15 protein-coding genes and 1 pseudogene are annotated in these 19,715 nt (G+C 67.4%); 8 read left to right on the top strand and 8 right to left on the bottom strand.

Annotated features, from left to right (window positions below):
• From DIE08_RS31400 to DIE08_RS31385, 4 genes and pseudogenes are all read right to left on the bottom strand, one after another.
• Positions 1-195 (bottom strand): annotated as a pseudogene (locus DIE08_RS31400) (DNA-deoxyinosine glycosylase); the annotation flags it as partial.
• Positions 195-791, bottom strand: coding sequence for a chorismate lyase (locus DIE08_RS31395; RefSeq protein ID WP_124905514.1), 597 nt, complete (start codon positions 789-791; stop codon positions 195-197). The pseudogene DIE08_RS31400 and the gene DIE08_RS31395, both read right to left, overlap by 1 nt.
• A gap of 8 nt (positions 792-799) precedes the next feature.
• The gene (htpG, locus tag DIE08_RS31390; RefSeq protein WP_124905512.1) at positions 800-2,698 is read right to left on the bottom strand and encodes a molecular chaperone HtpG; all 1,899 of its coding nucleotides are present in this window, start codon (positions 2,696-2,698) and stop codon (positions 800-802) included.
• A gap of 158 nt (positions 2,699-2,856) precedes the next feature.
• On the bottom strand, positions 2,857-4,317 hold the full coding sequence (locus DIE08_RS31385; protein ID WP_059600355.1) for a PLP-dependent aminotransferase family protein: 1,461 nt from the start codon (positions 4,315-4,317) through the stop codon (positions 2,857-2,859).
• 233 nt (positions 4,318-4,550) lie between these two features.
• On the opposite strand from DIE08_RS31385, the gene DIE08_RS31375 reads away from it, so the two are divergent.
• The 7 genes from DIE08_RS31375 (at position 4,551) to DIE08_RS31345 (ending at position 12,907) form a co-directional block, all read left to right on the top strand.
• A complete protein-coding gene (locus DIE08_RS31375; RefSeq protein WP_124905510.1) occupies positions 4,551-5,243 on the top strand; it encodes a VOC family protein in 693 nt (230 codons plus the stop codon).
• Between the two features lie 57 nt (positions 5,244-5,300).
• Positions 5,301-6,209, top strand: a complete 909-nt coding sequence (locus DIE08_RS31370; RefSeq protein WP_124626763.1) for a DMT family transporter — start codon at positions 5,301-5,303, stop codon at positions 6,207-6,209.
• 152 nt (positions 6,210-6,361) lie between these two features.
• Complete coding sequence (locus tag DIE08_RS31365) at positions 6,362-7,543, top strand: PLP-dependent aminotransferase family protein (protein ID WP_059600352.1); 1,182 nt, start codon at positions 6,362-6,364, stop codon at positions 7,541-7,543.
• Between the two features lie 42 nt (positions 7,544-7,585).
• Positions 7,586-8,044, top strand: coding sequence for a RidA family protein (locus DIE08_RS31360; RefSeq protein ID WP_034208050.1), 459 nt, complete (start codon positions 7,586-7,588; stop codon positions 8,042-8,044).
• Positions 8,045-8,057: 13 nt separating this feature from the next.
• Positions 8,058-8,939, top strand: a complete 882-nt coding sequence (locus DIE08_RS31355; RefSeq protein WP_124905508.1) for a PhzF family phenazine biosynthesis protein — start codon at positions 8,058-8,060, stop codon at positions 8,937-8,939.
• A gap of 217 nt (positions 8,940-9,156) precedes the next feature.
• The gene (locus DIE08_RS31350) at positions 9,157-11,496 is read left to right on the top strand and encodes an EAL domain-containing protein (protein ID WP_124626759.1); all 2,340 of its coding nucleotides are present in this window, start codon (positions 9,157-9,159) and stop codon (positions 11,494-11,496) included.
• Positions 11,497-11,692: 196 nt separating this feature from the next.
• A complete protein-coding gene (locus DIE08_RS31345) occupies positions 11,693-12,907 on the top strand; it encodes a chromate transporter (RefSeq protein WP_124905506.1) in 1,215 nt (404 codons plus the stop codon).
• A gap of 35 nt (positions 12,908-12,942) precedes the next feature.
• On the opposite strand, the gene DIE08_RS31340 is transcribed toward DIE08_RS31345, so the two are convergent.
• The gene (locus tag DIE08_RS31340; protein ID WP_124905504.1) at positions 12,943-13,389 is read right to left on the bottom strand and encodes a multidrug/biocide efflux PACE transporter; all 447 of its coding nucleotides are present in this window, start codon (positions 13,387-13,389) and stop codon (positions 12,943-12,945) included.
• Positions 13,390-13,501: 112 nt separating this feature from the next.
• On the opposite strand from DIE08_RS31340, the gene DIE08_RS31335 reads away from it, so the two are divergent.
• Complete coding sequence (locus DIE08_RS31335; RefSeq protein WP_124905502.1) at positions 13,502-14,386, top strand: LysR family transcriptional regulator; 885 nt, start codon at positions 13,502-13,504, stop codon at positions 14,384-14,386.
• 62 nt (positions 14,387-14,448) lie between these two features.
• Here the strand turns inward: DIE08_RS31335 and DIE08_RS31330 are convergent, their stop codons facing one another.
• From DIE08_RS31330 to DIE08_RS31320, 3 genes are all read right to left on the bottom strand, one after another.
• On the bottom strand, positions 14,449-14,907 hold the full coding sequence (locus DIE08_RS31330) for a CopD family protein (protein WP_059600346.1): 459 nt from the start codon (positions 14,905-14,907) through the stop codon (positions 14,449-14,451).
• Between the two features lie 247 nt (positions 14,908-15,154).
• On the bottom strand, positions 15,155-17,476 hold the full coding sequence (gene parC / locus DIE08_RS31325; RefSeq protein ID WP_124626753.1) for a DNA topoisomerase IV subunit A: 2,322 nt from the start codon (positions 17,474-17,476) through the stop codon (positions 15,155-15,157).
• A 62-nt stretch (positions 17,477-17,538) separates the two neighbouring features.
• The gene (locus tag DIE08_RS31320) at positions 17,539-19,521 is read right to left on the bottom strand and encodes a DNA topoisomerase IV subunit B (protein WP_059600344.1); all 1,983 of its coding nucleotides are present in this window, start codon (positions 19,519-19,521) and stop codon (positions 17,539-17,541) included.
• Positions 19,522-19,715: the final 194 nt, after the last annotated feature.

Below are 19,715 nucleotides of genomic sequence, written 5' to 3'. Positions count from 1 at the left end.
CACGCGCTCGAGCCGCGCGTCGTACACAAGCTCGTGCAGCCCCGGCTCGCCGAGCACGGCACCGAGCAACCGCCAGAACTGGTTGCGCGGATGCGCGTAGTACTGCGCCGCATCGAGCGACGCCTCGCCCGGAAAGCTGCCGAGGATCATCGTGTGCGTATGCGGCGCGACGACCGGCCCAAAGCCCTGCAGCATCACGCCGCCCCGCGCGGCCCGACGGATCGCGGCCCGTCGCCGTGCGCATCGAGATGGCGCCACAGCGCAGGCAGCATGCACTCGGTGACCATCAACGGCTTGCCGTGCCGCTGGAACACCGAGCGCCGCGCGGCGAACGCATGCGGCGCCCGCGCACCCTGCAACGCATGGCTCGCGAGCGCATACAGTGGATGACCGGCGATCACGCGCCGGCTGACGAGCGTGGAGCGTTCGACTTGCGGATCGCTGTACAGCAGCTCCGCGAGCGGCCGCGTGCGCAACCGCCGCATCGCCTGCCACACGCCCTTGCTGGCGGCAAGCGGCGCGATGCTGTGCGCGGCGACGTACGGCATGCCGTCGACCGACAGGATCACCTCGCGCACCCACATCGGCGCGCGCGGCGCACTGTCGAGCGCGTCCGGTTCGTCGAACCACGCGCAGTCGACGGCCTCGCGCGTCACGCGCACGCTCACACCGCCGAGCCGCGCCAGATGCGCGGTCAACGAACCACCGCGCGTCAGCCAGTCACGCTGGTCGAGCGTGCAGCCGGGCCGGGGCGTTTCGCGCCAGCCCGCCCGCGCGCCGTCGAATCGCATCCGCGCGTTCACGCGGAGCGCGACAGCAGCAGCGCGTTGGTCCGCTTCACGAAGCTCGCCGGATCGTCGAGCATCCCGCCTTCGGCCAGCAACGCCTGGTCGAACAGCAGGTGGCACCAGTCGCCGAAGTTGGCGCTGTCGGTGTTCAGCTGCTTCACGAGCGCGTGCTCAGGATTGATCTCGAGAATCGGCTGCATCGCCGGCGCGTTCTGGCCGGCCGCCTTCAGCATCCGCTGCAGGTAACCGCTCATGTCGTTATCGTCCGCGACGAGGCACGACGGCGAATCGGTCAGGCGGAACGTGACGCGCACTTCCTTCACCTTGTCACCGAGCGCTTCCTTCATCTTCTCGACGACCGGCTTGATCGCCTCGCCCGCCTGCTCCTGCGCCTTCTTTTCCTCGTCGTTCAGCTCGCCGAGGTCGAGATCGCCGCGGGCCACGCTCGCGAGCGGCTTGCCGTCGAATTCATGCAGGAACGACAGCATCCATTCGTCGACGCGATCGGTCAGCAGCAGCACCTCGACACCCTTCTTGCGGAACACTTCCAGGTGCGGGCTGTTCTTCGCGGCCTGCCACGTATCGGCAGTCACGTAGTAGATCTTGCTCTGCTCGGGCTTCATGCGCGACACGTAGTCGGCGAGCGACACGTCCTGCGCGTCGGTGTCGCCGTGCGTCGAGGCGAAGCGCAGCAGCTTCGCGATCCGCTCGCGGTTCGCGTGATCCTCGCCCAGACCTTCCTTCAGCACCTGGCCGAACGCGCTCCAGAACGTCTTGTACTTCTCCTTGCCGGCGTCCTCTTCCGCGTTCGCGAGTTCCTCGAGCATCGACAGCGCGCGCTTGGTCACGCCTTCGCGGATCGCCTTCACGTCGCGGCTTTCCTGCAGGATTTCACGCGACACGTTCAGCGGCAGGTCGGCCGAATCGACGACGCCCTTCACGAAGCGCAGGTATTGCGGCAGCAGCTGCTCGGCGTCGTCCATGATGAACACGCGCTTCACGTACAGCTTCAGGCCGCCGCGGTAATCGCGGTTCCACAGGTCGAACGGCGCATGCGCCGGCACGAACAGCAGCTGCGTGTATTCGCTGCGGCCCTCGACGCGGTTGTGCGTCCACGTGAGCGGATCCTGGTGGTCGTGCGCGATATGCTGGTAGAACTGCGTGTACTGCTCGTCCGTGACGTCGCTCTTCGAACGCGTCCAGAGCGCGCTCGCCTGGTTGACGGTCTCGTCCTCGTACTTCAGGACCATCTCGCCCTTTTCCTGATCCCACTCTTCCTTCTGCATCAGGATCGGCAGCGCGATGTGATCGGAATACTTCTGGATGATCGACTTCAAGCGGTGCGACGACAGCAGTTCGTCCTCGCCTTCGCGCAGGTGCAGCGTGATCGTCGTGCCGCGTTGCGCGCGCTCGATCGCGTCGATCGTGAAATCGCCCTCGCCCGCGCTTTCCCAGCGCACGGCTTCGTTCGCCGGCAGGCCCGCGCGGCGCGTCTCGACGGTGATCTTGTCCGCGACGATGAAGCCCGAGTAGAAGCCGACGCCGAACTGGCCGATCAGCGCCGCGTCCTTCTGCTGGTCACCGGACAGCTTCGTGAAGAATTCCTTGGTGCCCGAACGCGCGATCGTGCCGAGGTTCGCGATCGCCTCGTCGCGGCTCATGCCGATGCCGTTGTCGTCGATCGTGATCGTGCGGGCGGCCTTGTCGTAGCCGATGCGGATGCGCAGGTTCGGATCGTTCTCGTACAGCGCGTTGTCCGCGAGCCCTTCGAAACGCAGCTTGTCGGCCGCGTCGGACGCGTTCGACACCAGTTCGCGCAGGAAGATTTCCTTGTTGCTGTAGAGCGAATGAATCATCAGGTGGAGGAGTTGCTTGACCTCTGCCTGAAAGCTCATCGTTTCGTGTGCCATGGATGCTGTTTCCTCTTACATGAACTTGAATGGTGTGGCGCGGGCGGCCGGCGCGCGATGCCGGCGAGCCCGTCAAGGACGACCGCCTGGCGCAAGCGGTTCGCGCGGGTATCTGGGGACGGGCGAGCGGATTTCAAGGGGCGGCCTGCCGCCCCGCGTCACGACGCGCGCCGCGCCGCCGCTTCGATATAGCGCGCAAGAAACCCCGGCAGTGCCGGATCGCCGCAGTTCGCGACGTTGAAGCGCGTCCAGGTCGACGACGACTGCTGCGGCGAGAACAGGCTCCCCGGCGTCAGCAGGAACCCTTCCTCGTGCGCGGCGGCCGCGAGCGCGTCCGAATCGACGCCCGTGTCGGCCCACAGGAACATCCCCGCCGCCGGCATCGTGAAGAGCCGCAACCCGGTACGCTCGAGCATCCGCGCGGTCTTGTCGCGCACGCCGTCGAGCCGCGCGCGCAGCCGCTCGACGTGGCGCCGGTAATGCCCTTCGGTCAGGATCTTGTACAAGACGCGCTCGTTGAGCTCCGGCGTCGTCATGCCGACCAGCATCTTCTGGTCGGTGACCGCCTTCGCGATCTCCGGTGCGCAGGCGACATAGCCGACCCGCAAATTCGCCGCGAGCGTCTTCGAATAGCTGCCCAGGTAGATCACGCGCTTCAGCTGGTCGAGACTCGCGAGCCGCGTGGCCGGATAGCTCGGCGGGCACAGGTCGCCGTACACGTCGTCCTCGACGACGAGGAAGTCGTACGCCTCCGCGAGCTTCAGGATCCGGAACGCCTGCGCGGCCGACAGCGACGTGCCGGTCGGGTTCTGCAGCACCGAATTGATCACGAGCATCTTCGGCCGCCACATCTGCACGAGCGTTTCCAGCGCGTCGAGATCGGGGCCGTCGGGCGTGTAGGGCATGCCGACCAGTTGCGCGCCCTGCGACGCGAAGCGGCCGAACATCTGGAACCACGCGGGATCGCCGACGATCACCGCATCGCCGGGCCGCACGTAGATCCGCGAGATCAGGTCGATCGCCTGCGTGATGCCCGACACCAGCACGAGCTGCTCGGGCTTCGCGCCGATCTCGACTTCCGCGAGCCGCGTCTGCAATTGCTGGCGCAGCGGCAGGAAGCCTTGCGCGGTACCGAAACCGAGCATCTGCGCGCCGGACTGGCGCCCGAGCGCGCGCAGCGCGCCAGTGATCAGCTCGCCGTCGAGCCAGCGGCCCGGCAAGTAGCCGAGACCCGGCCCTTTTTCCGGACTGACGGTGTGCAGCATGTTGCGCAGCAGCCAGACGACGTCGATCGTGTTGTGCACGGGCGCGGCCTCGGCCACGCGCACCACGTTGTCGGCCGGCTGCGGGCCGGTGGCCGTGCGCTCGCGCACGTAGAAACCCGAGCCGCGCCGCGAGTCGAGGTAGCCCTGCGCGACGAGCCGTTCGTACGCTTCCACCACGGTAAAGCGCGACACGCTCTTGTCGAGCGCGAGCTTGCGGATCGACGGCATCCGCATGCCGGGCCGGAACACGCGTTCGTCGATTCGGCGCCGCGCCCATTGGACGAGCTGGTCGACGAGCGTGAGCGTGGCCGTATCGTGCGGCGCGGGAATCTGGGCGAGTGGGACGGTGGACATGGGTGGTGGCTGCTCCAACTGTACCGAAGGCTATCGCGCCGATTGTACCGTTACTGTGCCGGTGCCGACGATTACAGTTGGCACGAATGGCGATCGTGCGGCTGCCGTCGCGGCCTTGCCGCACGTGGTGCCGCACCGCCGGGCCTGCATCGCGGCCCGGGCACCGGCCGGTTCCGCAACCGTCCGGCGCATCGCCCGCCCACCATGACACTTTCGCTTCCCGACCGACGTTCATGCCAGCCCGCTCCCTGACCCTCGACCATCTCGTGATCGCCGCGCGCACGCTCGACGAAGGCGTGCGCCATGTCGCCGCTTCGCTCGGCATCGAGCCGGCCGGCGGCGGCCGCCACCCGCTGATGCGGACCCACAATGCGCTGTTCGGCGCCTGGGGCGGGCTCTATCTCGAAGTGATCGCGATCGACCCCGACGCACCCGCCCCAGACGACGGCGCCACGCCGCCGCGCGCGCGGCTGTTCGCGCTCGACGATCCGGCGATGCACGCACGGCTCGCCCAGGGCCCGTTTCTCGCTCACTGGGTCGCGCGCGTCGACCGCCCGCGCCAGCTCGCGATGTGGCAAAGTCAGTACCCGGCGCGCATCGCGCCGGTCGTCGCGATGCGGCGCGGCGACCTGAGCTGGGGTCTCACGGTGCCCGACGACGGCGCGTTTCCCGCGTGGCAAGGCGTCGGCGACGGCCTCGTGCCATCGCTGATCCAGTGGGACAGCCCGCGCCATCCGGCCGAATCGCTGCCGAACGACGGCGTCGCACTGAAAGCGCTCAAGGGCATCCACCCGCATGCGGACGTCATCCGCGAGCAGCTCGACTGGCTCGGCGCCGGCCATCTGCTCGACCTCGACACCGGCGACGGCCCGCCGGCGCTCGTCGCCGAATTCGACACGCCGCAGGGCACACGCACGCTGCGCTGAACGCCCCTGCCGCCCCCCCCGATTACACGAACCCCGCAATACGGAGACACCCATTTCATGAATTCGCGCGAAACCCGGGGCATGCTGCTCGGCCTCATCGGCGTGATGATCTTCAGCCTGACGCTGCCGATGACACGTATCGTCGTCTCCGAACTCAACCCGCTGCTGAACGGGCTCGGCCGCGCGCTCGCCGCGTCGGTGCCGGCCGGCCTGCTGCTGTGGTGGCGCCGCGAACGGCTGCCGACCCGCGCGCAGCTGAAAAGCCTCGCGGTCGTGTCGGCCGGCGTGATCATCGCGTATCCGGTGTTCTCCGCCTGGGCGATGAAAACCGTGCCGGCCTCGCACGGCGCGGTCGTCAACGGGCTGCAGCCGCTGTTCGTCGCGCTGTACGCGGCGTGGCTGTCGCACGAGCGGCCGTCGAAGGCGTTCTGGGCCAGCGCGCTGGCGGGCAGCGCGCTCGTGATCGCGTTCGCGCTGCGTGACGGCGGCGGCACGGTGCAGGCCGGCGACGCACTGATGCTCGTCGCGGTCGGCATCGGCGCGCTCGGCTACGCGGAAGGCGCGCGCCTCGCGCGCCAGATCGGCGGCTGGCAGGTGATCTGCTGGGCGCTCGTCGTGTCCGCGCCGTTCCTGGTGCTGCCGGTCGGCTGGCTCGCGTGGACGCAGCACGTCGCGCACCCTGCCCCGCTCGCGTTGCGCACGTGGCTTGCATTCGGCTACGTGACCCTTTTTTCGCAATTCATCGGCTTTTTCGCGTGGTACGCCGGGCTCGCCATGGGCGGCATCGCGCGGGTCGGCCAGGTGCAGCTGCTGCAGATCTTCTTCACGATCGCCTTTTCCGCGCTGCTGTTCGGCGAGACGGTGACGCCGTCGACCTGGCTGTTCGCGGCCGCCGTGATCGCGACCGTGATGCTGGGCCGGCGCTCGGCGGTGGCCACGGCCCCGCGCGCCGCTCGCGCCGGTTGATGAGGTGCGCCATAATGTCCGTTTTGCCTGAACGGTTTTGCCCACCCGGCCGCGACGGCCCGATCGCGCTCCCGCGCGCCCACCCGGCCGCGTCGACGCGATCAGCCCGATCGACCTTTCTTGACTGACCACGATATCCGAACGAGGAGACTATGAATCCGAGCGACCTGCATCCGCCGCACTGGCAGCTTTCCGAACGCGCCCGCAAGCTGACGAGCTCTGCGATCCGCGAGATCCTGAAGGTCACGGAACGCCCCGAGGTCATCTCGTTCGCAGGCGGCCTGCCCGCTCCCGCGACGTTCCCGGCCGAACGCATGCGCGCCGCGGCCGACCGCGTGCTGCGCGATGCGCCCGCCGCCGCACTCCAGTACAGCGCAACCGAAGGCTACCTGCCGCTGCGCGAATGGATCGCCGAGCGCTACAGCGTGCGCGTGTCGCAGGTGCTGATCACGACCGGCTCGCAGCAGGCGCTCGACCTGCTCGGCAAGGCGCTGATCGATCCGGACAGCCCGATCCTCGTCGAAACCCCGACCTACCTCGGCGCGCTGCAGTCGTTCTCGCTGTACGAGCCCCGCTACGTGCAGGTGCCGACCGACGAGCTGGGCCTGCTGCCCGAAGGCCTCACGCCCGACCTGACGCAAGGTGCGCGCCTGCTGTACGCGCAGCCGAACTTCCAGAACCCGACCGGCCGCCGCCTGCCCGTCGAGCGCCGTCGCGCGCTCGCCGCGTTCGCGCAGTCGAGCCCGTTCCCGGTGCTGGAAGACGACCCGTACGGCGCACTGAACTACCAGGGCGAACCGCTGCCGACGATGCTGTCGATGGCGCCCGACCATATCGTGCACCTCGGCACGTTCTCGAAGGTGCTCGCGCCGGGCCTGCGGATCGGCTACATCATTGCCCCCGAGGAGCTCCACTTCAAGCTCGTGCAAGCCAAGCAGGCCACCGACCTGCACACGCCGACGCTCACGCAGCGCATCGCGCACGAAGTGATCAAGGACGGCTTCCTCGACGAGCACATCCCGACGATCCGCCAGCTGTACGGCGCGCAATGCGAGGCGATGCTCGCGTCGCTCGCGCGCCACATGCCGGAAGGCGTCACGTGGAACCGCCCGGACGGCGGCATGTTCATCTGGGTCAATCTGCCCGCGCAGATCGACAGCATGAAGCTGCTCGAGGCCGCGGTCGCCAACCACGTCGCCTTCGTGCCGGGCGCGCCGTTCTTCGCGAACGACCCGCAGCAGAACACGCTGCGCCTGTCGTTCGTGACGGTGCCGCCGGAGAAGATCGAGGAAGGCGTCGCGCGCCTCGGCAAGCTGCTGCGCGAGCGTCTCTGATCCCCTTTTTCCTGTCACGACTCTCAACGAGGAATCGAACACATGGCTAACGTCTACGACAAACTGAAGTCGCTCGGCATCGAACTCCCGACCGCCGGCGCACCCGCCGCCGCCTACGTGATGAGCGCGCAAAGCGGCAACACGGTCTACCTGTCGGGCCACATCGCGAAGAAGGACGGCAAGGTCTGGGCCGGCAAGCTCGGCGCGGATCTGCAGACGGAAGACGGCAAGGCGGCCGCACGCTCGATCGCGATCGACCTGCTCGCGACGCTGCACGCGCACACGGGCGACCTGAACAAGGTCACGCGCATCGTGAAGCTGATGAGCCTCGTCAACTCGACGCTCGACTTCACCGAACAGCACATCGTGACGAACGGTGCGTCGGAACTGATCGCCGAAGTGTTCGGCGACGCAGGCAAGCACGCGCGTTCGGCGTTCGGCGTCGCGCAGATTCCGCTCGGCGCGTGCGTCGAGATCGAACTGATCGCCGAAGTCGCGTAACGGGCGCATCGATATGACCGGTCGTCTCGTCCGCTTCAAGCAGGTCGACGTCTTCACGTCGGTGCCGTTCAAGGGCAACCCGCTCGCCGTCGTGTTCGACGCCGATTCGCTCGGCGACGACGCCATGCTCGAGATCGCCCGCTGGACGAACCTGTCGGAAACGACGTTCGTCTGCACGCCGACCGATCCGGACGCCGACTACCGCGTGCGGATCTTCACGACGGCCGGTGAACTGCCGTTCGCCGGCCATCCGACGCTCGGCACCGCGCATGCGTTCCTGGAAAGCGGCGCGCGGCCACGCACGCCGGGCCGGCTGATCCAGCAGTGCGGGGTCGGCCGGGTCGCGCTGCGCGAGCAGGCCGGCGGCTGGGCGTTCGCCGCGCCGCCGGCCCGCGTCACGCCGCTCGACCGTTCGGACTACGCGGCGCTGGCTGCCGCGTTGCGCAGTGACTCGATCGATCTGGAAGCCGAGCCGTGTGCGGTGGACAACGGCGCGCCGTGGCTGGTCGTGCGACTGAAGTCGGCCGACGCATGCGTCGGCCTGTCGCCCGATCCGGTCGCACTGGAGGCACTCACGCGCCGCTATGGCGTGGACGGCCTCGCCGTCTACGCGCCGCATGCCGAAGGCGGCCCCGCGACATTCGAAATCCGCTGCCTGATGACGGGCGGCAACTTCGGCTTCGGCGAGGACCCGGTCACCGGCAGCGCCAACGCGGCGCTGGCCGGGCTGCTGACACGGCAGGAGCGCCGCCCCGGCCAGTCGTACACGGCCCGCCAGGGTACGGCGATCGGCCGCGACGGCCGCATCTCCGTCAGTTATGACGAAGACGGCACCACGTGGATCGGCGGCCACGTCGTCACGGTCGTCGACGGCACCTTCCGGTCTCCTGTTTAACATTTCGCGATGTGCGATGGCGCCGGCCCGTCCGGCGCCCCTACGATTCGCCCAACTATCGCAAAAGCGTTCCAGCCAGTAATATCGGGCCTAATCCGTTGTTTCGGAGGTCTGTCCATGGTTGCGTGTCCCGCGAACGAACAGACGTCGGGACAACCCGAACCATAGCCAGCCATCCAGACGGATGACGCATGCGAGCAGGACGCCGCCCTCTCAGATGAGCTCCGCCCGGTCAAACCACACGCCGCCGACCCGACCGCTGCGCGCGCCGCGCAAGTCGCGCCGGCGCGCGCTGTTCGCGATCCCGCTGCTCGGGATGCTGGCGCTTGCGCTGCTGTGGGCGGTGATCGTCGCGCGGTTGTCGGTCGAAAAGGACAGCGCGTACAAGGAAGCGGCGGCCTCGGCGGCGATCCTGTCGTCGGCGCTCGAACAGCACACGGTCAAGGCGATCCACCAGGTCGACCAGATCACCCGCTTCGTCAAGTTCGAATTCGAGAAATCGCCCGCGCGCTTCAACCTCGCGAGCGCGGTCGAAAAAGGCGTCGTGCCGAGCGACACGCTGATCCAGGTTTCGCTCGTCAACGCGAAGGGCATCCTGTTCGCGAACACGGCCGAACTCCATCCGAAGCCGATCAACCTGGCCGACCGCGAGCACTTCAAGGTCCACCTCGCGCACAACGACGACCGCCTGTACATCAGCAAGCCCGTGCTCGGCCGCGTGTCGAGCCACTGGACGCTGCAGATGACGCGGCGCCTGAACAATCCGGACGGCAGCTTCGCGGGCATCGTCGTGGTGTCGGAAGACCCGAGCTACTTCACGAACGATTTCTACAACAACGCGGCGATCGGCAAGGAAGGCGTGATCGCCGTGGTGTCCGACACGGGCGCCGTGCTCGCGCGGCGCACCGGCTCGCTCAACAACGCACCCGGCGCGTTCTCCGCATCGGGCGTCTACCCGATCTCCGAGCGCGTGACAGGCACGATCATCGACCCGATCGACGGCGTGACGCGCATCGTGTCGTACCGCCACCTCGACGGCTACCCGCTCGCGGTGATGGTCGGGCTGTCGCAGTCCGAAGAATTCGCGGACTACTACCACACGCGCAACGTCTATCTGCTGATGACGAGCTTCATCACGCTCGCGATGCTCGCGTTCTTCGGCGTCGCGACGGGGCTGATCGGCAAGCTGCTCGGCCGCGAGCGCGAGATGACCCAGCTCGCCGAATACGACCTCCTCACCGGCCTCGCGAACCGCTACGCGACGCTGCGCGGGCTGCGCAACGACGTGTCGATGCCGGCCAGCCTGTCGCGGCTGGGCCTGCTGTTCATCGACCTCGACAACTTCAAGACCGTCAATGACACCCTCGGCCACAACGCCGGCGACATCGTGCTGCAGATGACCGCGTCGCGCCTGTCGGATGCCGTCGGCGACGAGGGGTCGCTTGCACGGATCGGCGGCGACGAGTTCGTCGTCGTGATGAAGGGCGACGACGTCGAACGGCGCGCGGTGCGGCTCGCGGAAGCGATCATCCGGATGTTCGCCGAGTCGTTCGACGTGCGCGGCAGTTCGTTCGTGCTGCACGCGAGCATCGGCATCGCGCTGCACACCGTCGCGAACGAAAGCGAGATCGACCTGCTGAAGAAGGCCGATCTCGCGATGTACAGCGCGAAGGACGCGGGCAAGAACTGCTACCAGTTCTACGCGCCGCACCTGTCGCATCGCGCGGACCACCTGATGCGCTGGGAACAGCAATTGCGCGTCGCGCTCGCCGAGGGGCAACTGTTCCTCGCTTACCAGCCGAAGATCGACCTGACGCACCGCACGATCACCGGCTTCGAGGCGCTCGCGCGCTGGGATCACCCCGAGCACGGGATCATCTCCGCGAACGAATTCATTTCGATTGCCGAATCGACGGGCCTGATCGTGCCCATCGGCGACTTCGTGATCCGCACCGCGTGCGAACAGATCGCGCGCTGGCGCGACGATGGCCACGACACGCTGACGCTCGCGGTCAACATCTCGCCGGTGCAGTTCTGGCGCGGCGACCTGATCGAGACGATTTCGCAGGCGCTGCAGGACACCGGCATCGAGGCGAACCGGCTCGAAATCGAGATCACCGAGACCGCGATGATGGAATATCCGGAGCTCGTCTCCGAGAAGATCGTCGCGTTGAAGAAGCTCGGCATCCGCGTCGCGCTCGACGATTTCGGTACCGGCTATTCGTCGCTGTCGTACCTGCACCGCTTCTCCGTCGATACGCTGAAGGTCGACCGCTCGTTCGTGCAGGCGATCCCGAACGATCGCAGCGTGTGCGTGATGGTGTCGTCGATCGTGCATCTCGCGCGCTCGCTCGGCCTGACGGTCGTCGTCGAGGGCACCGAAACCGAGGAGCAGATCGCATGGCTGTCCGCGCTCGGCGAGATCGAGGCGCAGGGCTTCCTGTTCTCGCGCCCCGTGCCGGCCGACGCGGTCCCCGCGCTGATCGCACGCTTCGGCGTGCGCGGCGACCTGCCGAACGTCCTCACGCACCGCGCGACCGGCAGCACGGGCGCCTGAGTCCGCAGCCCGCGCGGCAATGTTGCGCAGCACACCGATTATTTCGGTTTCCGATCCGGTTGTTTAGTTCATGAACTAGCGTTTTCGCGCATGGCAGTGTCACGATGCGCGGCGGACAATCGGGAGGGCCATCGTGTCGGCGGGTCGCCGGCACGTTTCCACGCGCGAGACCAGGCCCAGCGCCAAAAGCACAGTCATGACAACCGTCGAAGTCGAAGCGGCCGAACGTGTCGAACAGGCACGGGCATCCCTATGGGCCTTGTTCAAGGTCGTGGCCGGCATTTCCGCCGTGTCCTGGGGCGGGCTTTCGATGATGGCGCAGCTCGAACGCCACTACGTCGACCGGTTGCAGCGCATCGAGCCGCACGTGTTCGCCGATCTCGTCGCCCTTGCATGGCTCGTGCCAGGCCCCGTCGGCTGCAATGTCGCGGTGCAGGTCGGCCAGACGCTGCACGGCCGCACCGGCGCATGGATCGCCGGCATCGCGAGCGTGCTGCCGTTCTCCGTGCTGATGACGCTGTTCGCGATCTTCTACCGCACGCCGATCGTGCGCTCGCTCGCCGCGCCGATGCTGATCGATCACTTCGGGATGGTGCTCGCCGCACTGATCGGCGTCACGTGGGTCAAGCAGTTGCGCACGCTCGCGAGCACACGGCTGGAACAGGCAATCGCCGCGCTATCGACGATTCTGCTCGCTTTCGCGCATAGTCCGGCCGCCTTCGTCGGGATTCTCTTCGCTGCGTTTGCAGCCGGCTGGCTGACCGGGCCGCCGCAACACGCATCTGTCGACTTCACGCTGTCGAAACGCGACCGCAACCTGCTCGTGCTGCTCGCCGCGCTGGTCGCGCTGTTCGCGCTGCCGCTGCCCGGCGGCTACCAGGAGACGCTGCTGTGGCCGCGGCTCGCCGGCGCCGGCATGACGCTGTTCGGCGGCGGCTTCTCCGCGCTGCCCGTGCTCAAGACGCTGTTCGTGTCGCCGGCCACCGGCATCTCCGATCACGACTTCACGCTCGCGTTCGCGCTGTCGCCGGTGTCGCCCGGCCCGCTGCTGAACGTCGTGCCGTTCCTCGGCTACCTGACCGACGGCTGGACCGGCGCGCTGCTCGCGACCGCCGCGCTGTTCATTCCGTCGGGGTGTCTCGTCGCGTTCGCGCAGAACCATCTGCTCCGGCTCAAGCGCCATTCGCGCTTCGAGCACGGGATGCGCCTGCTGCGCGCGGCAACGACGGGTTTTCTCGTCGTCGCCGTCGTGAGGATTCTCCATCGCGAACCGGCCGATCCCGTCTACTGGCTCACGGGCGCGTTTGCGACGCTGTGCTTCACGCGCTTCAAGGTGCCCGTGTACGCCGTCTATGGTGCGGTCGCGATCGTGTGCGGCGCGTGGCTGTTATGGGCCGCCATCGCGCACTGACGGCACGCCCTCCACCACCGCCGGCCGCTGGCCGTTCAACTCGCCTGCACGGCGACGCGGCGTGCGACCCAGCGGGCACGCAACGCGTCGTACGCGAGGTTGAAGCAGAACGTGTACGGCAGGAAGAACAGCACGATGCCGAGGTCGAGCAGCAGCGCCTCGACCAGGCTCACGTTCAGCCACCACGCGGCAACCGGCACCACCATTGCGACCAGGCCGAGTTCGAACACGACCGCGTGCGCGATCCGCATCCAGAGCGTGCGCGTGAGGCCGGCGCGGCGCTCGAAACGGTCGAACAGCGTGTTGAACGTCATGTTCCAGGCCATCGCGATCAGCGACACCATCACCGTCAGCACGCCGACGTGCGACACCGGCATGTCGAGCAACCACGCGCCGATCGGCGCGCACAGCGCGATCGCCACCAGTTCGAACGTCAGCGCGTGAACGAGGCGCTCCGTCACCGTCTTGTTCATCTGTTTCATGGGTCCCTCCAGTTCGTTTGTGAAGCGTATGCCGGCCATTTTGATCGGCGGAACTGCATGAATCCAGTTTGATATCATCGGTTTTACCGATATAACGCCGTGAGACCCGCGCATGCGCCACGCCCCCGAAGCCCTGCTCGCCTTCGCCGAAGCCGCGCTGCTCGGCTCGTTCACGGCCGCCGCGCGCAAGCTCGGCAAGCGCCAGTCGACGGTGTCCGAAGCGATCGCGAACCTCGAGATCGATCTCGGCGTGCAGTTGTTCGACCGCTCGACGCGCGCACCGACGCTGACCGACGCCGGGCGCGCGCTGCTGCCGCAGGTGCAACGCGCACTGGAGGCCGGCGCGGCGATCGACCGCACCGCCGCGCGGCTCGCGCAGGGCGAGGAAGCACGGCTGACGCTCGTCGTGTCCGATACGTATCAATCGAAGCGTTACGAGGAAACCTTGATGGCGCTCGAGCGGCGCTTTCCGACGCTGGAACTCGAATGCCAGATTGCCGAACACGAGGACGTGCTCGACCTGATCCAGCAGGGCCGCGCCCAGCTCGGGCTGATGGCCGCGCGCGCCGCCTACCCGCCCGATATCGGCGCGGCGACGGTGGCGGAGGAATCGGAGATCGGCCTGTTCGTCGGGCGCACGCACGCGCTGGCCGCCTACGGCGACGCTGACGTGCCGCATGCTGCGCTGCGCGACGCGCGCGAGCTGCGCCTCAACACGTACGTGAAACCGGAGGATCGCGGCGCCGACGACCGGATCGTCATCGGCACGCAGCGCTGGCTCGCGCCGAGCTACCTGATGCTGCTGGAGATGGCGGTGCTGGGGTTCGGCTGGGCCGAGCTGCCGCGCTGGATGGTCGAGCACTTCGCGGGCGAGCGCCTCTGCGAGCTGCGCTCGCGTGGCTGGCCGCGCCGCGTGCGGGTCGATGCGGTGTGGTCGCGCAACCGCCCGCTCGGCCCGGCCGGCGCGTGGCTGCTCGACGCGATGCTGGCCGCATAGCGGCGCGCGGCATCGCGCCGGCGGCAGGCGCCGAACGGCGCCGCAAGGTCAGGCGTTCGCGCTCAGAGGCCGCGCGACAGCACGGCTGCGCCAATCGTCACGACGCCGAGCACGAGGTTGACGACGACAAGCAGGCGCACCGTGTTCACCGCGCGCGCGCCGTCCGGCCAGTTCTGCGCCTGCACCGCGCGGCGGATGCGCGGGAACAGCGCGAAGCGGATGTGGCCGAAGATCAGCATCATCACGACACCGAGCCCCGCCATCGCATGCAGCGTCCACGTCGCGTGCGCGCCGCCGAATGCCGTGAGCAGGAAACCGCCGGACAGCAGGATCACGATCACCGACCCCGACACCCAGTTGAAGAATCGGCCGAACACGCCCTCGATCAGCGGCAGTCGCAACTGCGGCGTCAGGTCGGACAGCGCCGGGCGCAGGCAGAAGTGCGCGAAGACCATCCCGCCCACCCACACGGCGACGGCCAGCAGATGAAGAAACAGCGCGACGGCAACAGCGTGGGACATGGCGGCAATCCTGGTATGAGTTAAGTGCAACGAACAGCCGCGTCACGCGCGGTCTCGAGCGACGTTCGACCCGCGCGCAGCCGCTCGGTTCAGACCCCTGGCGGAATTTCACAATATTTTGCAAGTTCCGCGTGATGGCGCCACTCGCGCTTGCCTGGGTGCGTCGCGCAAAAAAGAATCGGCCGCACGCCCGCCGAAGCGGAGGTGCGGCCTTCGATACCGGTCGAGCCGGCCAACGGATGCGGCGTCAGCCGAGCAGCGGACGCAGCTCGCTCACGACCTTGAGCTTCGTTTCCGGCGCGCGGCCCTTGCGCGCACGCTTGCCGACGTGCGGCGCGAGCCCCGCGTACGACAGCGTTTCGTCCTGCGCCTTGCCGCCGCGGCCGGTGCCGATCAGCACGACGCCGGCCGGGTCGATCGCGAGCGCCTGCACGAGCGTTTCCTTGTCGTCGAGCGCCATCAGGATCACGCCGCGACCGCCACCCGACAGCGTCTTCATCTCGTCCATCCCGAACACCAGCAGTCGACCGCCGCTCGACAGGCACGCGACCTGCGTTGCGTTCGGCAGCACGGGCATCGGCGCGAGCGGCACCGCGCCCGCATCGATGGTCATGAACGACTTGCCGGCCTTCACGCGGCTCACCATGTCGCCGACCTTCGCGAGGAAGCCGAAGCCGTTGCTCGACGCGAGCAGCAGTTGCTGGTCGGCCGGCGCTGCGTAGTAGTGCATCAGGTGCGAGCCCGATTCGAGCTCGATCAGCGACGTCACCGGCACGCCGTCGCCGCGCCCGCCCGGCAGCACCGACACGTCGACCGAGTACACGCGGCCGCTGCTGCCCCACGCGATCAGTCGATCGGGCGTGCGGCACTGGAATGCCGCATACAGGTGATCGCCTGCCTTGAACGAGAAGCCGGCCGGGTCGAGCCCGTGCCCCTTCAGCGCACGTACCCAGCCCTTCTGCGACACGACGACCGTCACCGGCTCGTCGACGACCTTCGCCTCGAACGTCGCGCGCTTTTCCTGCTGGATCAGCGTGCGGCGGTCGTCGCCGTACTGCTTCGCGTCGGCCTCGATCTCCTTGATCATCAGCCGCTTCATCGCGCTTTCGTTCGCGAGCAGTTCCTCGAGCTTCGCCTTCTCGTCACGCAGCGCCTCGAGTTCCTTCTCGATCTTGATCTTCTCGAGCCGCGCGAGCTGACGCAGGCGGATTTCGAGAATGTCTTCGGCCTGGCGGTCGCTCAGGCCAAACGCGCTCATCAGCGCAGCCTTCGGCTCATCCGACTCGCGGATGATGCGGATCACCTCGTCGATGTTCAGGAAGACGATCATCCGCCCTTCGAGGATGTGGATGCGGTCGTCGACCTTCGCGAGACGATGGCGGCAGCGGCGCGTCATCGTGAGCTGGCGGAACTTCACCCATTCGTCGAGGATCGTCAGCAGCCCCTTCTGGCCTGGCCGGCCGTCGGCGCCGATCATCACGAGGTTCAGTGTCGCGTTCGACTCGAGGCTCGTATACGCGAGCAGCGTGTTCACGAATTCCGTCTGGTCGATCGTGCGCGACTTCGGCTCGAACACGAGCCGCACCGCCGCTTCCTTGCCCGACTCGTCGCGCACCGCGTCGAGCAGGTCGAGCATCGCCTTCTTGGTGTTGAGCTGCTCGGGCGTGAGCGTCTTCTTGCCGAGCTTGAGCTTCGGGTTGGTGAGCTCCTCGATTTCCTCGAGCACCTTCTGGCCCGACGTGTTCGGCGGCAGCTCGGTGACGACGAGCTGCCACTGGCCGCGCGCGAGATCCTCGATCTTCCAGCGCGCGCGTACCTTCAGGCTGCCGCGGCCGGTTTCATAGGCCGCCGCGATCTCGGTGTCGCTCGAGATGATCTGGCCGCCGCCCGGGAAGTCCGGGCCGGGGATCAGGTTCATCAGCTCCGCGTGCGTGAGCTTCGGATTGCGGATCAACGCGACCGCCGCCGCCGCGACTTCGCGCAGGTTGTGGGACGGAATCTCGGTCGCGAGACCCACCGCGATGCCCGATGCGCCGTTCAGCAGCACGAACGGCATGCGGCTCGGCAGCGTCTTCGGTTCCTCGAACGAGCCGTCGTAGTTCGGCATGAAGTCGACCGTGCCCTGGTCGATCTCGTCGAGCAGCAGCTTCGAGATCGGCGTGAGCCTCGCCTCGGTGTATCGCATCGCTGCCGCGCCGTCGCCGTCGCGCGAGCCGAAGTTGCCCTGCCCGTCGATCAGCGGATAGCGCAGCGAGAAATCCTGCGCGAGACGCACGAGCGCATCGTATGCCGACTGGTCGCCGTGCGGGTGGTATTTACCGAGCACGTCGCCCACCACGCGCGCCGACTTCACCGGCTTCGCGTCCGGGCCGAGGCCCATTTCGTTCATCGCGAACAGGATCCGGCGCTGCACCGGCTTCTGGCCGTCGCACACGTCGGGCAGCGCGCGGCTCTTCACGACGCTGACCGCGTAGCTGAGGTACGCCTGCTCCGCGTAGTTGCCGAGCGTCAGCGCTTCGGCGTCCGGTGCATCGGACCCGGCGAAGAGATCGGAAGTATTGTCGTCCATCTGAATTCCGTATTCGTAAGTGGCGTGAGGCCGGGCCGGGCGTCATGCCCGGCCGCGCGGGTTTAGATGTCCGCTTCGACGTCGTTGCCCTTTTCCTCGAGCCAGCCGCGTCGCGCGGCTGCCTCGCCCTTGCCCATCAGCATGGTCATCCGCGCGACGGTCGCCTCGTAGTCGAGTTCGCCGAGCTTCACCGGCATCAGGCGGCGCGTGTCGGGGTTCATCGTCGTGTCCCACAACTGCTCCGCGCTCATTTCGCCGAGACCCTTGAAGCGGCTGATGCTCCACTGCGTTTCGCGCACGCCGTCCTTGCGCAGCTTGTCGAGGGTCGCCTCGAGTTCGCCTTCGTCGAGCGCATAGAGCTTCTGCGCGGGCTTCTTGCCGCGCGCGGGCGCATCGACGCGGAACAGCGGCGGCCGCGCGACATGCACGTGACCGCGCTCGATCAGTTGCGGGAAATGCTTGAAGAACAGCGTGAGCAGCAGCACCTGGATGTGCGAGCCGTCGACGTCCGCATCCGACAGGATGCAGATCTTGCCGTAGCGCAGATTCGACAGGTCGACGGTGTCGTCGGGGCTGTGCGGATCGACGCCGATCGCGACCGAGATGTCGTGAACCTCGTTGTTCGCGAACAGGCGATCACGCTCGGTTTCCCACGTGTTCAGCACTTTGCCGCGCAGCGGCAGGATCGCCTGGTATTCCTTGTCGCGGCCCATCTTTGCGGAACCGCCCGCCGAGTCGCCCTCGACGAGAAACAACTCGTTGCGCGCGATATCTTCCGTCTCGCAATCAGTCAGCTTGCCCGGCAGCACCGCGACGCCCGAGCTCTTGCGCTTCTCGACCTTCTGGCCCGCACGTGTGCGCGCCTGCGCCTGCTTGATCACCAGTTCGGCGAGCTTCTTGCCGTGCTCGACGTGCTGGTTCAGCCACAGTTCGAGCGCCGGACGCGAGAACGACGACACGAGCTTCACCGCGTCGCGGCTGTTCAGGCGCTCCTTGATCTGCCCCTGGAACTGCGGATCGAGCACCTTCGCGGACAGCACGAACGACACGCGCGCGAACACGTCTTCCGCGAGCAGCTTCACGCCCTTCGGCTGCAGGTTGTGCAGTTCGACGAAGCTCTTGACCGCCTGGTAGAGACCGTCACGCAAGCCCGACTCGTGCGTGCCGCCGGCCGGCGTCGGGATCAGGTTCACGTACGACTCGCGCACGAGCGATCCTTCCTCGCTCCATGCGACGACCCACGACGCGCCTTCCCCTTCGGCGAAGGTCTCGTCGGTCGAACGCGCATCGGCGAAGCGCTCGCCTTCGAACAGCGGGATCAGCAGCTCGCTGCCGTTCATCTCGTCGAGCAGGTAGCCGCGCAGGCCGTCCTCGTACTTCCACGCCTGGCGTTCGCCGGTCTTCTCGTTGACGAGCACCACCTCGACGCCCGGCAGCAGCACGGCCTTCGAGCGCAGCAGACGCTGCAGCTCGCCAAGCGGCAGGTTCGGCGAATCGAAGTACTTCGGATTCGGCCAGACCCGCACGCGCGTGCCGGACTTCTTCTCGCCGCGGCCCGCGCCTTGCGTCGCGAGCGGCTTCACGACGTCGCCTTCCGCGAAGCCGAGCTCGGCGATCTTGCCGTCGCGCCAGACCGTCACGTCGAGACGCGTCGCGAGTGCGTTCGTCACCGATACGCCAACGCCGTGCAGGCCACCCGAGAACGTGTACGCGCCGCCTGCAGCCTTGTCGAACTTGCCGCCCGCGTGCAGGCGCGTAAATACGATCTCGACGACCGGCACACCCTCTTCGGGGTGCATCCCGAACGGGATGCCGCGGCCGTCGTCCTCGACCGACACCGACTGGTCGGCATGCAGCGTGACCGTGATCTGCTTGCCGTAGCCGCCGAGCGCCTCGTCGGACGCATTGTCGATGACTTCCTGAATGATGTGCAGCGGATTTTCGGTACGGGTGTACATGCCGGGCCGCTGCTTGACCGGCTCAAGGCCCTTGAGCACCTTGATCGATGCTTCGCTATAGGCCGCGCTGGGCTTCTTCGTTGACATAGGCGCTGAATTTCGTCATTCATCGGGACGTTGTCCACACTTCGTGTGGACAACGTCGTGGACAAAACGTTGAGTTCCGTAAAAAAGCGAATCGAAACAACGGTGTGCTTGGACTGCTCCGAAAGCGGGCGCGCGGCATTCGCTGCGCTGCCCGGGACGCGCGGTATTTTACTGGTTCCGCGTGGCGCGCCGTA

The sequence above is a fragment of the Burkholderia sp. Bp9004 genome, from assembly GCF_003858025.1.
Lineage (GTDB): Bacteria > Pseudomonadota > Gammaproteobacteria > Burkholderiales > Burkholderiaceae > Burkholderia > Burkholderia diffusa.
The sequence above is the reverse complement of the archived record's forward strand: the minus strand, read 5'-3'. Positions and strand labels throughout refer to the sequence as shown.